The organism is Blautia sp. MCC270, from assembly GCF_018785605.1.
GTDB lineage: Bacteria > Bacillota > Clostridia > Lachnospirales > Lachnospiraceae > Blautia_A > Blautia_A fusiformis.
On the sequence record NZ_WQQD01000003.1, the window covers coordinates 23,740 to 38,931 of the forward strand.

At 47.2% G+C, this 15,192-nt stretch carries 11 protein-coding genes; 6 read left to right on the top strand and 5 right to left on the bottom strand.

Translation table 11 applies throughout. The features are described from left to right. Positions 1-32 precede the first annotated feature (32 nt). From GPK58_RS00825 to GPK58_RS00835, 3 genes are all read right to left on the bottom strand, one after another. Complete coding sequence (locus GPK58_RS00825; protein ID WP_215638056.1) at positions 33-1,079, bottom strand: transglutaminase domain-containing protein; 1,047 nt, start codon at positions 1,077-1,079, stop codon at positions 33-35. 147 nt (positions 1,080-1,226) lie between these two features. After that, on the bottom strand, positions 1,227-3,113 hold the full coding sequence (locus GPK58_RS00830; RefSeq protein ID WP_215638079.1) for an ABC transporter ATP-binding protein: 1,887 nt from the start codon (positions 3,111-3,113) through the stop codon (positions 1,227-1,229). 11 nt (positions 3,114-3,124) lie between these two features. After that, positions 3,125-4,876 (bottom strand): ABC transporter ATP-binding protein, encoded by a 1,752-nt coding sequence (locus GPK58_RS00835; RefSeq protein WP_059086791.1) that lies wholly within the window; start codon positions 4,874-4,876, stop codon positions 3,125-3,127. Positions 4,877-5,138: 262 nt separating this feature from the next. On the opposite strand from GPK58_RS00835, the gene GPK58_RS00840 reads away from it, so the two are divergent. Beyond that, positions 5,139-5,528 (top strand): metal-dependent transcriptional regulator, encoded by a 390-nt coding sequence (locus GPK58_RS00840; protein ID WP_015526009.1) that lies wholly within the window; start codon positions 5,139-5,141, stop codon positions 5,526-5,528. Between the two features lie 54 nt (positions 5,529-5,582). Here the strand turns inward: GPK58_RS00840 and GPK58_RS00845 are convergent, their stop codons facing one another. Together GPK58_RS00845 and GPK58_RS00850 are read right to left on the bottom strand one after the other, a co-directional pair. Continuing rightward, positions 5,583-6,536: a DMT family transporter gene (locus GPK58_RS00845; RefSeq protein ID WP_215638057.1), complete on the bottom strand. Its 954-nt coding sequence runs from the start codon at positions 6,534-6,536 to the stop codon at positions 5,583-5,585. A 124-nt stretch (positions 6,537-6,660) separates the two neighbouring features. Beyond that, on the bottom strand, positions 6,661-7,893 hold the full coding sequence (locus GPK58_RS00850) for an argininosuccinate synthase (protein WP_015526007.1): 1,233 nt from the start codon (positions 7,891-7,893) through the stop codon (positions 6,661-6,663). A gap of 529 nt (positions 7,894-8,422) precedes the next feature. Here GPK58_RS00850 and argC point away from each other — a divergent pair. The 5 genes from argC to GPK58_RS00875 all read left to right on the top strand — a co-directional run bounded on the left by argC (position 8,423) and on the right by GPK58_RS00875 (position 15,182). Continuing rightward, positions 8,423-9,463: an N-acetyl-gamma-glutamyl-phosphate reductase gene (gene argC, locus GPK58_RS00855; protein WP_015526006.1), complete on the top strand. Its 1,041-nt coding sequence runs from the start codon at positions 8,423-8,425 to the stop codon at positions 9,461-9,463. 101 nt (positions 9,464-9,564) lie between these two features. Then, entirely contained in the window at positions 9,565-10,788 is a 1,224-nt protein-coding gene (gene argJ, locus GPK58_RS00860; RefSeq protein WP_022426392.1) for a bifunctional glutamate N-acetyltransferase/amino-acid acetyltransferase ArgJ, read from the top strand. Between the two features lie 580 nt (positions 10,789-11,368). Continuing rightward, positions 11,369-12,265 carry an acetylglutamate kinase gene (argB, locus tag GPK58_RS00865; RefSeq protein ID WP_022426393.1) on the top strand — a complete coding sequence of 299 codons (897 nt, stop codon included), beginning with the start codon at positions 11,369-11,371 and terminating at the stop codon, positions 12,263-12,265. Then, complete coding sequence (locus tag GPK58_RS00870) at positions 12,252-13,442, top strand: aspartate aminotransferase family protein (RefSeq protein WP_114002194.1); 1,191 nt, start codon at positions 12,252-12,254, stop codon at positions 13,440-13,442. The genes argB and GPK58_RS00870 overlap by 14 nt, the downstream gene beginning before the upstream one ends. Before the next feature lie 300 nt (positions 13,443-13,742). Beyond that, a complete protein-coding gene (locus GPK58_RS00875; protein ID WP_161209767.1) occupies positions 13,743-15,182 on the top strand; it encodes a sodium:proton antiporter in 1,440 nt (479 codons plus the stop codon). The last annotated feature ends 10 nt before the right edge of the window (positions 15,183-15,192 follow it).

Here is a 15,192-nt window from a genome sequence, read left to right on the forward strand (position 1 = left end):
CATTTTGACTCTATCGAATTTCTTAAATGACGTTACAGTTTCTCCCCTTCATTCACTTCCTCAATAAACACCTTCCCTTCCGCCTGCTGTTCCACAAAATGAAATCGAAGTACAGCCTGAGGCCAGTTGAGTGTGATGATGGCTTTTTTGTCCCGTGTCTTTCCTGCGGCCTGGATCTGATCTACAAGGTATGCGAGGACTTCACGGGTGAGATATCCGCCTCGCCAGTGGAAGGTGAATTCGCGGCCTTTTTTTGCGGCCTGGAGGGCACGTTTGTATACGTCTTCCAATTTGGTGAAGGATAGCTTTTTCTCACGGTAATAAAAGTGGTTTCCATCCGGGCAGGGAGGTGCCGGAGCGATCAGTGGTTCATGGTCACGGAAGATGTTTTTGTCATCCAGATTAAAATAATCGTAACGGATACTGGTTAAGCCGTCTTCGTTTTTGCCCAGAGTATTATCGAAGGTGGCATCCAGATGATAGTACTGTCCGTTGATCCGGACGATGTTCCAGGTATGACGGTATTTGATCCCTTTTTCCGGATTGTTCCCGCAGATGGCGATAATACACCATACACCAAGGGCATCACAGAGGACCTTTACGGATTTGGCGATTCCCTCGCAGACACCGACACCATGGCCCAGAGGCCCGATGATCTCGTGGGAATATGGCTTTTTCAGTTTGTCGTAGCGGATATTTTCGCAGATGAAGTCATGGACATATTTTTCCTTATCCCACTCGGAAAACTTCATGGCGGTGCGCACAAGCTTGTCTACGCGGGCTCCCAGGGCTTTCTGATGCTCCCGGATTTTATTTTTGTCGAAGATATATTCAGGAATCAGTATCAGATTTGGCGAGTCCTTGTAATAACGGTATTTAAACCCCACAGCCCAGAAAATCTCCGGGTGATCCAGACGAAGCTGGAAAAATACATCATAGAGCCAGTTTCCATCGGTGGTTGGTACCTGCGGGATCAGGAACTCGTCGGAAAGCTCCATAAGCCCGTGAAGCATTGCACGGTACACGTTTTGTTTATCTTTCGACATTTTGCCGTAGTAATATTCTTCAGTTTGTTTCATATATAAAAATACGGAGACTCCTTTCCGGAAAAATAGATTTCAATCAAAGATTATAGCATAAAAAAACATGCAGGACTATCAGAAAAGATACACCCTGCATGTTTTTGGTATTGAATATTTTAGATCGAAAATAACTGTGAGCCTGGATCAGCCGTTATACAGCTGATAATACCGGCCCTTCTGTGCAAGCAGCTCCTCGTGGGAACCACGCTCGATGATGTGTCCCTGCTCCAGGACCATGATGCAGTCACTGTTGCGTACTGTGGAAAGTCTGTGGGCGATCACAAAGGTCGTCCTGCCTTCCATCAGCTTATCCATACCATCCTGTACAAGCTTTTCGGTACGGGTATCAATGGAGCTGGTGGCCTCGTCCAGGATCAGGACGGGCGGGTCTGCAACGGCTGCACGGGCAATGGAGAGAAGCTGTCGCTGGCCCTGACTTAAGTTTGCACCGTTTCCGCGGAGAAGGGTATTATAACCCTGCGGAAGCCTGCGGATGAAACCGTCGGCGTTGGCAAGCTTTGCTGCTGCGATAACCTCCTCATCTGTGGCATCCAGCTTTCCGTAGCGGATATTTTCCATAACGGTTGCTGTGAACAGGTTGGTATCCTGAAGAACGATGCCCATGGAGCGTCTGAGATCGTCTTTTTTGATCTTGGTGATGTTGATGCCGTCATAACGGATCTTACCCTTCTGAATGTCGTAAAAACGGTTCAGAAGATTGGTGATGGTGGTTTTTCCGGCGCCGGTAGAGCCTACAAAAGCGATCTTCTGGCCTGGCTGTGCATACATGTTGATGTCATGGAGAACGATCTTGTTGGAATTATAACCAAAGTCTACATCCTCCAGGACCATATCACCCTTCAGCTCGATATAATCAGTGGTACCCTCAGCTTTGTGGAAATGCTTCCATGCCCAGCGGCCGGTACGTTTGTCGGATTCGGTAAGAACACCGTTTTCCTCTTTTGCATTGACGAGAGTAACGTAGCCTTCATCCACTTCCGGTTTTTCATCCAGAAGATCAAAGATACGTTTTGCACCTGCAAGAGCCATAACAATACTGTTGAACTGCTGGCTGACCTGGTTGATAGGCATGTTGAAGCTCTTATTGAAGGTCAGGAAGCTGGCAAGCTCGCCAAGTGTGAAGCTGCCGATGCCGTTGATAGCAAGGATACCGCCCACCATGGCGCAGATCACATAGCTGACATTTCCAAGCTGTGCGACCACAGGCATCAGGATGTTGGCAAAACGGTTTGCATTGTCTGCGCTGGTGAAAAGCTGATCGTTCAGTTCATCGAATTTCCGGATGCTTTCGTCCTCATGGCAGAAGACCTTGACAACCTTCTGACCCTCCATCATCTCTTCGATATAACCATTGACAATACCAAGGTTGGTCTGCTGCTCCAGGAAATATTTTCCGCTTAAGCCTGCAAGCTTCCGGCTGGCAGTCATCATAATGGCAACCATAAGCAGGGTAACTACAGTAAGCGGAACATTCAGGATCAGCATACTTACAAGAACACTGACGATGGTGATCACACTGGAAAGCAGCTGCGGAAAGCTCTGGCTGATCATCTGGCGCAGGGTATCAATGTCGTTGGTGTAGATGGACATGATATCGCCGTGTGCGTGAGTATCAAAATATTTGATGGGAAGCGTTTCCATCGTTGCAAACATATCGTTTCGGAGGTTACGTAAGGTTCCCTGGGAAACATTGATCATGATACGGTTATAAGTATAGGTGGCAATAACACCAATGGCGTAAAAGCATGCCACACGTGCGATGGCTACAGCCAGAGGCCCGAAATCCGGTGTATCTGCTGAGAGAAGCGGTGTGATATACTGGTCGATCAGGGTTTTCATGAACATGGTTCCCTGTACATTGGCAAGAACACTGACAAAAATGCAGATCACCACGATCACGATATGGATACTGTAGTTTTTAAAGATATAACGGGCAAGGCGTCCCAGAAGCTTTCCCGGCTGCTCCGGTGTTCCCATACCCCTTGGGCCAGGACCGCCCGGGCCTTTCATGTTCTGTTTTTTCAAGCCGGTTCACCTCCCTCGTCAAAATCACCGGCGCCGCCGGTCTGTGAATGAAATACTTCCTGATAAATGGCGTTGGTCTTAAGAAGCTCCTCGTGGGTACCAAAACCGTTGATCTCACCGTTGTCCATAACGATGATCCGGTCCGCGTTCTGGATGCTGGAAACACGCTGTGCGATGATCAGCTTGGTGGTATCCGGGATCTCCTCGGCAAAGGCACGGCGGATCCTTGCATCTGTGGCAGTATCTACCGCACTGGTGGAGTCATCCAGGATCAGTATCTTCGGCTTCTTCAGAAGAGCACGGGCAATACAGAGACGCTGCTTCTGGCCTCCGGAAACATTGGAGCCGCCCTGTTCAATGAAGGTATTGTATTTGTCCGGCATTTTTTCGATGAAATCATCGGCACAGGCAAGCTGGCATGCGCGGCGGCATTCCTCCTCTGTGGCATTTTTGTCACCCCAGCGGAGATTTTCCAGAATGGTTCCTGAGAAGAGTACATTCTTCTGAAGAACAACGGAAACCTGATTTCTTAGAGATTCCAGATGGTATTTACGGACATCAATGCCTCCTACGGAAACAGAACCATCCGTTACGTCATAAAGACGGCTGATCAGGTTGACAAGGCTGGATTTTGCACTTCCGGTACCGCCGATGATCCCTATGGTCTCGCCGGAACGGATCGAGAGATTGATATCCTTCAGAACGGGTTCCTGACTGTCTTTCTTATAGCTGAAATTCACATGATCGAAGACGATACTTCCGTCCGGGACATCTGTTACCGGATCCTCCGGATCTGTGATGTCAGCAGTATCATTGATGACTTCCGTAACACGCTCTGCGCTGGCAATACTCATTGTCACCATAACAAAAACCATGGAAAGCATCATAAGGCTCATGAGAATGTTCATGCAGTAGGTGAGAAGGCTCATAAGCTCACCGGTAGTAAGGGAGCTGCCTACGATCATTTTGGCGCCGAGCCAGCTGATCCCCAGGATACAGGCATAAACGGTAAACTGCATCAGGGGCATGTTCATGACAACGATCTTCTCAGCACTTAAGAACATTTCGTATACTTTGTTGCAGGCTTTCTGGAATTTGCTGATCTCGTAGTCTTCGCGGACATAGGCCTTGACAACGCGTACAGCGCCGATGTTTTCCTGGACACTTGCGTTCAGGTCGTCGTATTTACGGAATACGGCCTGGAAGTATACAGTGGCCTTCTGCATGATAAAGATCAGACAGCCTCCCAGGAAGATAACAGCGACAAGGTAGATGCTTGCAAGCTTTGCGTTGATAAGAAATGCCATGACCATGGCACAGATCAGACTGGCCGGTGCACGGGTACACATACGAAGGATCATCTGATAGGCGTTCTGCAGGTTGGTCACATCGGTGGTAAGACGGGTGATCAGGCCGGCAGTGCTGTATTTGTCGATGTTGGAAAAAGAAAAGGTCTGGATGTTGGTGTACATGGCTTTTCGGAGGTTTCTGGCAAAGCCTGTGGAGGCCAGTGCTCCGTATTTTCCTCCCATGACGCCGGACCAGAGTCCGCACAGGGCAAGAGCTACCATAACTGCACCCATCCGATAGATATGGCCGATATTTCCGGCTTCCACACCCTTATCAATGATGGAAGCCATGGCCAGGGGGATCAGAGTCTCAAAGAGAACTTCCAGGATCATGAAAAAAGGCGTGAGAAACGATGCCTTTTTAAACTCCCTGACCTGGGCCAGAAGGGTTTTGAGCATAAAAAATCTCCTTTCTTTACTGTTCAAAAGACAGCACTACTGGAAAGGATTCCGGGCTGCTATAGAACAGATATATTGTTCAGCTACTATTATCGGGGAAATTATTTTTAATGTCAAGATAAACATGTGCGAAATGCTTGACACAACATCCTTTAAGCGGTATATTAAAAGTTAATATTCGCCTGTAGAACAGGGAAGGAATGGGATTCAGATCCCTTTAGAGGGTCTATATAGAGTTAAATTTTTGCAGGGAGGATTTTATATGGAGATCAGACAGTCAGCGGAGGATTATCTTGAGTCAATTCTGGTTTTATCCAAAAAAGGCGGAGGAGTTCGTTCTATTGATATTGCGACCAGACTTGGTGTTTCCAAGCCAAGCGTCAGTCACGCAATGAAGCTTCTTCGTGAGGATGGTTATATTGCCATGGACCGTTACGGTACCGTGACACTTCTGGAGAAGGGGGCGGAGATCGCCAATCAGATTTATGAGCGTCACATTGTTCTTGCCAGGATGCTGGAGGGACTTGGGGTTCCGGCAGAGATCGCAATGGAGGATGCCTGCAAGATGGAGCACGACATCAGTCAGGAGAGCTTTGAGAAGATCAAGGCACATTATAATAATTTCATTAAGAAAGAAGAAGCAGCAGAATAAGAAACATGCAGACAGGCAGCCGGAAGGTAAAATACCAAACCGGCTGCCTGTTTTTTATTTATTTTCTTTTTCTGGCAGCTGTGCCAGGATGATGGCTGCAAACATGATGACACATCCAAGGAGCTCTTTTATGGAAAGCTTCTGATTTAGGAGCACCCAGCCTGCAAGCACGGAGATGCAGGATTCAAGAGAAAGGATCAGAGAAGCAACGGTGGGATTCACATTTTTCTGGCCTACGACCTGCAGGGTGTAGGCAATACCGCAGGACATCACACCAGCATACAGAATCGGCAGCCAGGCAGTGAGAATGGAAGAAATCTGCGGATGTTCCAGAATAAGTGCCGGGATCATGGACAGGATCCCGCAGACCAGAAACTGGATACAGGAAAGCTTTACACCGTCTGCCTTCGGGGAAAAATAGTCAATCACCAGAATGTGCAGGGAAAAGAGAAAAGCACATACCAGCACCAGAATATCTCCGAGGCCAATGGAAAATCCGTCTGTGATGCAGAGAAGATAAAGTCCGACCAGTGCCATGACAACGGCTGCCCATATAAAGGGACTGCATTTCTTTTTCAGGAAAATTCCAATGATCGGGACGATGACAATGTAACAGGCGGTGATGAAGCCGGCTTTTCCTACTGTTGTGTACTGGATGCCAAACTGCTGGAAGTTGCTGGCAGCAAAAAGAGCAAATCCGCAGGCAATGCCGCCCAGCCACAGGTCACGGCTGTTATATGGCGTGGGGGATACAGCTTTTTCTGAAGGTGTTGATGAGGATTCCGGTATTGCGGAGTCTGTGGCAGCAGAGGATTTATTTCCGGAACGGTTCAGGATAAAGAGCACCGGAACCAGGACAGCGGCGCCGATCAGGGAACGGACGCCGTTGAAGGTGAAGGGGCCGACATATTCCATGCCCACACTCTGGGCAACAAAGGCGATTCCCCAGATCGTTGCGGCCAGAAGCAGGCAGAGAGAATTTTTCAGAGGCATTTTCTGTGAGTTCATGATAAAAAATCCTTTCGTTTATTAGGTATTATGTGATCAAAGCAGTATATAACAAAAGACCCCGGGGAACTTATATAGCTTCCCGGGGCATTCTTATGATCTGTCGGAACAATGTCCAACAAAATTAGTTCTGATTCTGGTTATTCTTAACTTCTGCAAGCTTCATGGCACGAACCTTCAGCGGCAGACCGAACAGAGTGATGAATCCGTCTGCATCATGATGATCATACATATCACCGGTTGTGAAGGAAGCAAGAGACTCATTGTAAAGGCTGTACGGAGAGGTTGTACCATTCTTGATGATGTTTCCTTTGTAAAGCTTGAATTTAACCTCACCGGTAACATATTTCTGAGTGGACTCAACAAATGCCTGAATAGCCTCACGGAGAGGTGTGTACCATTTTCCTTCGTAAACAACCTGTGCAAACTGGCTGCCAAGCTTTTTCTTGGCTTCCATTGTCTCACGGTCAAGGATCAGCTCCTCAAGCTGGTCATGTGCTGCCATCAGGATCGTTCCGCCAGGAGTTTCATAAACGCCACGGGATTTCATACCAACAACACGGTTCTCAACAATATCAACGATACCGATGCCGTTCTCACCGCCAAGCTTGTTCAGCTCTGTGATGATCTCGGAAACCTTCATTGCTTTTCCGTTGAGTGTTTTCGGAACACCCTGCTCGAATGTCATGGTGATCTCAGTTTCTTTATCCGGAGCCTTCTCAGGTGTTACACTTAATACAAGCATGTCATCATAGTTCGGAGCCTGGGATGGATCCTCAAGCTCAAGTCCCTCATGGCTGATGTGCCAGAGGTTTCTGTCACGGCTGTAGCTGTGACTTGCATCAAATGGAAGAGTGATGCCATGAGCCTTACAGAACTCGATTTCATCTTCACGGGACTGCATGGTCCACAGATCTGTCATACGCCATGGAGCAATGATCTTGATGTCCGGAGCGAGAGCCTTGATGCCAAGCTCGAAACGGATCTGGTCATTTCCTTTACCGGTAGCACCATGGCAGATAGCAACGGCACCCTCTTTACGTGCAATCTCAACCAGCTTCTTGGCAATGACCGGACGAGCCATGGAAGTTCCGAGAAGATAGGAATGCTCGTATACAGCACCAGCCTCTACACACGGCATGATGAAATCATCGCAGAACTCATCGACGATATCCTCGATATATAATTTGGAAGCACCGGACATTTTTGCTCTCTCTTCAAGACCGTCCAGCTCGTTTCCCTGTCCGCAGTTTACACAGCAGCAGACAACATCATAATCAAAGGTTTCTTTCAGCCACGGGATAAGGGCTGTGGTATCAAGACCACCGGAATACGCTAAAACAACTTTTTCTTTCATAATATATGTCCTCCTGGGATTTTTTTGATTTTGTATCGCTCCGGACATTTCCGGGACGGTGAATTTTTTTACGTTATCTGGAAAAAAATTATGCTGTTTTATAACTTTACCAGAGTGAATAAATATTCATGTACAACAAAACAAAATTTTCGGCTGTCCTGTCGACATGGCTTAATATACACCAGATTTTATAAATATGCAAGAGATAATTTGAAAAATATGAAAAAAAATTTGCATAAAAATACATCTAAAAGTAGGTGGTATTATGAGAAAATACAGGAAAAACAGAAAAGATCGTGAAAAATCAAAGAAAATGACTATTGCATAATATACAGGGAAGATGTATAATCTATCCATTGATAAGATGGACATATGAGCTGGCAGTACAGACAGGTTTAAGATGTCCGTCTGACCTGTGCAGAAGATTCAGATATCAGAAGACATAAAAAAGAGGCATAAATAAGAATAGCAAGCGCTTCTGCAGGGTGTATTAAGCCGTAGAAAAAACGGCAGAGGAGGAATGTGAAAGATGATTAAAGCAGGAATTATCGGTGCGACAGGATACGCAGGAAATGAGATCGTAAGACTTCTTCTTGGACACAAGGACGTTGAGATCAAATGGTTCGGCTCCCGAAGCTACATAGATCAGCAGTATGCAGATATTTATCAGAATTTTTTCAGGCTGGTGGATGCCAAATGTATGGATGACAACATGGCTGCACTTGCAGATGAGGTGGATGTAATCTTTACCGCAACACCACAGGGCCTTTGTGCATCCCTTATTAATGAAGAAATCCTTTCCAAATGTAAGGTGATCGACTTAAGCGCAGATTTCCGTATTAAAGATGTGAAAAAATATGAGAAGTGGTACGGAATCGAGCATAAGGCTCCGCAGTTTATCGAGGAAGCTGTTTATGGCCTCTGCGAGATCAACCGTGAGGATATTAAGAATGCAAGGCTGATCGCCAACCCGGGATGCTATCCGACATGCTCCACACTGTCTATTTATCCGCTGTTAAAGGAAGGCCTCATTGATCCGAATACCATTATCATTGATGCCAAGTCCGGAACCTCCGGAGCAGGAAGAGGAGCCAAGGTTCCGAATCTCTACTGTGAGGTAAACGAGAGCATCAAAGCTTACGGTGTTGCCACACACAGACATACACCGGAGATCGAGGATCAGCTTGGATATGCATGCGGACAGGAAGTGATGATCAATTTTACCCCGCATCTTGTTCCGATGAACCGTGGAATCCTGGTAACAGCATATGCCTCCCTGACCAAGGATGTTACCTATGAGGAAGTAAAAGCAGCCTATGACAAATATTATAAAGACGAGTTCTTTGTACGTGTCCTGAACAAGGATGTATGCCCGCAGACAAGAAATGTAGAAGGCAGCAATTTTGTGGACGTGAACTTCAAGATCGATCCGAGAACAAAGAGAGTCATCATGATGGGCGCTATCGACAACCTGGTAAAGGGTGCAGCAGGACAGGCTGTTCAGAACATGAACCTGATGTTTGGATTTGACGAGAACGAAGGACTGAAACAGATTCCGATGTGCCCGTAAAACAGGCAGATCACAAATAAAATATGGGGGATGCAGAAGGACTTTAAACGAATGAACTGCGATATTCGATTTGGCATCACCATTGAGAGGAGATATATAATATGAAGATCATCGACGGCGGCGTTACAGCCGCAAAAGGTTTTAAGGCAGCGTCAACTGCAGCAGAGATCAAATATAAAGGCCGTACCGATATGGCCATGGTATTCAGTGAGGTTCCCTGTGTGGCTGCAGGAACCTTCACGACCAATGTGGTAAAAGCAGCTCCTGTAAGATGGGATCAGGACATTGTATACAACCACCCGGGTGCAAGAGCTGTGATCTGCAACAGCGGAATCGCCAACGCATGTACCGGTGAGGAAGGATTCGGCTATTGCAGGGAAACCGCCAAGGCAGCATCCGAAAGCCTTGGGATCCCGGAAGACAGCGTACTGGTAGCATCCACAGGTGTCATCGGAATGCAGCTTCCCATCGACCGTATCGCAAACGGAGTAAAAGCCATGGCACCGAAGCTTGCGGGAAGCCGCGAGGCAGGCCTTGAGGCAGCAAAAGCCATCATGACAACAGATACCGAGAAGAAAGAGGCAGCGGTAGAGATCGAGATCGGTGGAAAAACCGTAACGGTAGGCGGTATGTGCAAGGGCTCCGGAATGATCCACCCCAACATGTGCACGATGCTTGGATTTATCACCAGTGATGTGGATATCTCAAAGGAACTTCTTCAGGAAGCACTCAGCGAGGATATCAAGGACACCTACAACATGGTATCCGTTGACGGCGATACCTCCACAAACGATACTGTCCTTCTCCTTGCAAACGGACAGGCCGGCAATCCGAAGATCACAGAGAAAAACGCAGATTATGAAGAGTTCAAAAAAGCTCTTAACTACGTAAACACAACCCTTGCCAAAAAGATCGCAGGTGACGGAGAAGGCGCAACTGCACTCTTCGAGGTCAAGGTCATCGGCGCAGCCACCAAGGCAGAAGCCGTAACCTTAAGTAAATCCGTAGTAACCTCTTCCTTAACAAAGGCAGCCATTTACGGCCACGATGCAAACTGGGGAAGAATCCTCTGCGCCCTCGGCTACTCCGGCGTCCAGTTCGATCCGGAAAAGGTAGATCTCTACTTTGAGAGCAAAGCAGGAAAGATCAAGATCATTGAAAATGGAGTTTCTACAGGCTACAGCGAAGAGGAAGCAACTAAGATCCTCTCAGAAGAGGCAGTGACAGCCATCGCGGATATGAAGATGGGAGATGCATCCGCAACTGCGTGGGGATGCGACCTCACCTATGATTACATAAAGATCAATGCGGATTATCGTTCTTGATGTAAGAGCTTTGTAGAATGTTTTTTATGGTGGATTTTAGTTGTAGTTTTGTTTCAGTTTGTAAGCTGAGAAAACCCTTAGGGGGAGCGAGCTCAAAGTTGCGAAGCCCGCACGCTCCCCCTAAGAACCCCCTCCGTTGGGCACGCTTGGCTGTGGCATGTAGAACTTCAGTCGACGAAAACTGAGTGACGAACGTGAGAACCCGTAGTGCGGGAGCCTGGAAGTTGAGGCGTGTAGAACTTCAGTCGATGAAAACTGAGTGACGAACGTGAGGAACCTCAGAGCGGGAGCCCGGAAGTTATGTCGGGTTAAACGTCAGTCGCCGAAGGCAGACTGACGAGCTGTTCGCCTTCGGCGAAAGCGCGTCGGAAGCGGCTGTCTGCGACAGCCCGTCCTCCCGTGGCCGGAGGGGAGGAGCGCGAGGAGGGGAAACGGCCTTCGGAACTCCGAGTGCCTCCCCTCCTCGCAAATCCACAGCTGTCAGCTGAGACAAAATTATAATAAAAAAGAAATCCCTCCAACATACAACAACAAAACCTTTTTCAATCCATATCATTTTTCAAAAAAAGGAGACACCCACATGGTAAATCAGAAATATCTTGACAAAGCAGAGGTTCTCATAGAAGCCCTGCCATACATCCAGCGGTTCAACCGCAAGATCGTAGTCATCAAATACGGCGGAAGCGCCATGCTTGATGAAGAATTAAAGCGTAACGTCATCAAGGACGCAGTCCTTCTGAAATTAGTCGGTTTCAAACCGATCATTGTTCACGGCGGCGGCAAGGAAATCAGCCGCTGGGTCGGTAAAGTCGGCATGGAGCCGCATTTTGTAAACGGTCTCCGTGTAACGGACAAAGATACCATGGAGATTGCAGAGATGGTTCTTGCAAAAGTAAACAAGGAGCTTGTTACTCTGGTAGAATCTCTCGGCGTACAGGCTGTAGGTGTCAGCGGTAAGGATGGCGGCCTTCTCCAGTGCAAAAAGAAGCTTTCCAAAGGCGAAGACATCGGCTACGTAGGTGAGGTTACAAAGGTTAATCCGAAGATTCTTCATGACCTTCTGGAAAGAGATTTCCTTCCGATCGTATTCCCGATCGGCTTTGATGAAAATTTTGATTCCTACAATATCAATGCGGACGATGCAGCCTGCGCCATTGCAGAGGCAGTTGAGGCAGAGAAGCTTGCCTTCCTGTCCGATATTGAGGGCGTTTACAGGGATGCAGATGATCCCTCCACTCTGATCTCCGAGCTTCGTGTAGATGAGGCTGAGAATCTGATCTCAGATGGTACTGTGGGCGGCGGTATGATCCCGAAGCTGAAAAACTGTATCGACGCTATCGAGCATGGTGTAAACAGAGTCCATATCCTGGATGGAAGGATCCCGCACAGCTTACTGCTTGAGATCTTTACAAACAAAGGTATTGGTACTGCAATTCTAAAAGATGATGGGGAGAAATATTACAATGAGCATGAATGAACAGATGGAAGAATCTGAAGCCAGTATTCTTCATACATATAACCGTTTTCCAGTAGTTTTTGAAAAAGGCGATGGCTGTTACCTCTATGATTCCGAAGGAAAGGAATATCTGGATTTTGCGGCAGGTATCGCAGTAAATGCCCTGGGCTATCATTATCCGGGCTATGACGAAGCACTGAAATCCCAGATCGACAAGCTGATGCATATTTCCAACCTGTACTACAATGAGCCGATCATTGAGGCGGGTGCCAAACTTGTACAGGCAAGCCATATGGAAAAGGCCTTCTTCACAAACAGTGGTACAGAGGCCATTGAGGGTGCTCTGAAGGCTGCCAAGAAATATGCCTACGAAAGAGATGGCCATGCAGACCATGAGATCATTGCCATGAACCATTCCTTCCACGGCCGCAGCATCGGCGCTCTTTCCGTGACAGGCAATGCACATTACAGAGAACCCTTTGAGCCTCTGATGGGTGGGGTGAAATTTGCAGATTTCAATGATCTTGAGAGTGTAAAGGCTCAGATCACAGATAAGACCTGTGCCATCATCACCGAGACCGTACAGGGAGAAGGAGGTATTTATCCGGCTACAAAAGAGTTCCTGGAAGGCTTACGTAAGCTTTGTGATGAGAAGGATATCATCCTGATCCTGGACGAGATCCAGTGCGGTATGGGACGTACCGGACATTATTTTGCATGGCAGGCATATGGAGTACAGCCGGATATCATGACCTGTGCCAAAGCACTTGGCTGTGGAGTTCCGGTAGGTGCTTTTGTGCTGAATAAAAAAGCAGCTGCAGCTTCCCTGAAGCCAGGCGACCACGGAACCACTTACGGTGGAAATCCCTTCGTATGTGCAGCAGTCAGCAAGGTATTTGACATTTTTGAAAAAGATCAGATCCTTTCCCATGTGCAGGGACTTACTCCGTATTTTGAGGAGAAGCTGGACGAACTGGTTGCAAAGCATGACTGTGCAGAAACAAGAAGAGGCAAAGGCTTCATGCAGGGTATCGTGATCAAGGGGCGTCCGGTAGGAGACGTGGTGAAAAAAGCTCTTGCAAAGGGTCTTCTGGTGATCTCAGCAGGAAGTGATGTTCTCCGCCTTGTTCCACCTCTTGTGATCACAAAAGAGGATATCGACAAGATGGCAGAGATCCTTGACGAGTGTATGGAATAATAAAAAAATAACAGATACAAAAGCAGCAGTATTTTCCGGAAAGGGTAGTGTGCCGATGGAGAATACGGCTGCTTTTTTGTCAGAGAGACAATGTATATAAATTATATAACAGATATAGAAAACAGTATTCGAAAATCTGGTCGTGTGTTTGAAAACAAACAAAAACTGCTATGATACACCGACAAAATGCACAAAAAAGAGAGAGGGTTCGAGTATAAATTGCACATCTACACAGTTGATTTTAGAACGCCATATGTTATAATTTCACTGGTAAAAAAATTTATGTGAGGGGTGAGAATTTTGAAAAAATTATTAACCGTCATGTGTACTTTTCTGACAGTATTTCTGGCATGTCCTGTGGGTGTATGGGCAGCCGGAAACGGTGGGACAGGATCTGGTGTGCCGGTGTGGCTTTGTATCCCTTTTGCGGGTCTTCTTCTGTGTGTTGCAGTGATGCCGCTGATAAAGGGTGAGTGGTGGGAGTCACATCAGCCCGTTGTAGTTGCATTCTGGATCGTTCTTATGATCATTCCGTTTGCAGTTGTTTACGGTGCCGGAAAAACTGCGGAAACAGTACTGGAGTGCGTGATCAATGACTATCTTACATTTATCATCCTGTTATTCGGACTGTTCTGTGTATCCGGTAACATTACAGTTGAGGGTGATTTTGCGGGCTCACCAAGAGTAAATGTAGGACTTCTTGCACTGGGAACCCTGCTTTCCAGCTGCATCGGAACTACCGGAGCCAGCATGCTGATGGTCCGTCCGGTGATCAAAATGAATTCCTGGAGAAAAAGAAAAGGTCATATTATGATCTTTTTCATCTTTATGGTATCCAACATGGGGGGCTGCCTGACACCGATCGGTGATCCGCCGCTTCTGATGGGCTTCATGCGAGGAGTTCCGTTCTTCTGGAGTCTTCATCTTTTTCCGGTACTGATCCTTAATATGGTGATTCTTCTGTTTGTGTTCTATCATCTGGATATGCGCTCTTACAAGAAGGATATCGCAGAGGGACGTAAACCGGATATCAGCAAACCGGGTACCGAGTTTAAGATCGAGGGTCTTCATAATATCATCTTCCTTGTGATGATCGTTGTGGGTGTTATCTTAAGCGGAATGCTTCCAGGTATGCCTGTATTCCAGGATGCAGCCGGAAATGTAAAGGGGATTCATATTTTCGGTGAGGTTACTTTAAGTTTCCCGTCGATCATTGAGATCGTCCTGATCCTGGCAGCTGCATTTTTGTCCTTTAAGACAACGGATAAGAGGATCCGTGTGCGGAACCATTTTACCTGGGGTGCGATCAAGGAGGTTGCAGTACTTTTCATCGGTATTTTTATCACCATGCAGCCGGCCCTGATGCTTCTGAAAGCAGTAGGACCGAATCTTGGTATCACCGAGCCGTACCAGATGTTCTGGGCGACCGGAGCTTTGTCCAGCTTCCTGGATAATACGCCGACCTATCTGGTATTTCTGACAACAGCAGGAACTCTTGGATTTACAAACGGAATCGCAACAACGCTGGGAACGGTTCCTGTAAAGCTGCTTTCTGCGATTTCCTGCGGTGCTGTATTTATGGGCGCCAATACATATATCGGCAATGCTCCGAACTTTATGGTCAAGACACTTTCTGACGAAAATGGTATCAACATGCCGTCCTTCTTCGGATATATGGCATGGTCCATTTGTTTCCTGGTACCGGTGTTCATCATCGATATGCTGGTATTCTTTTTATAAGGGAGGAGGA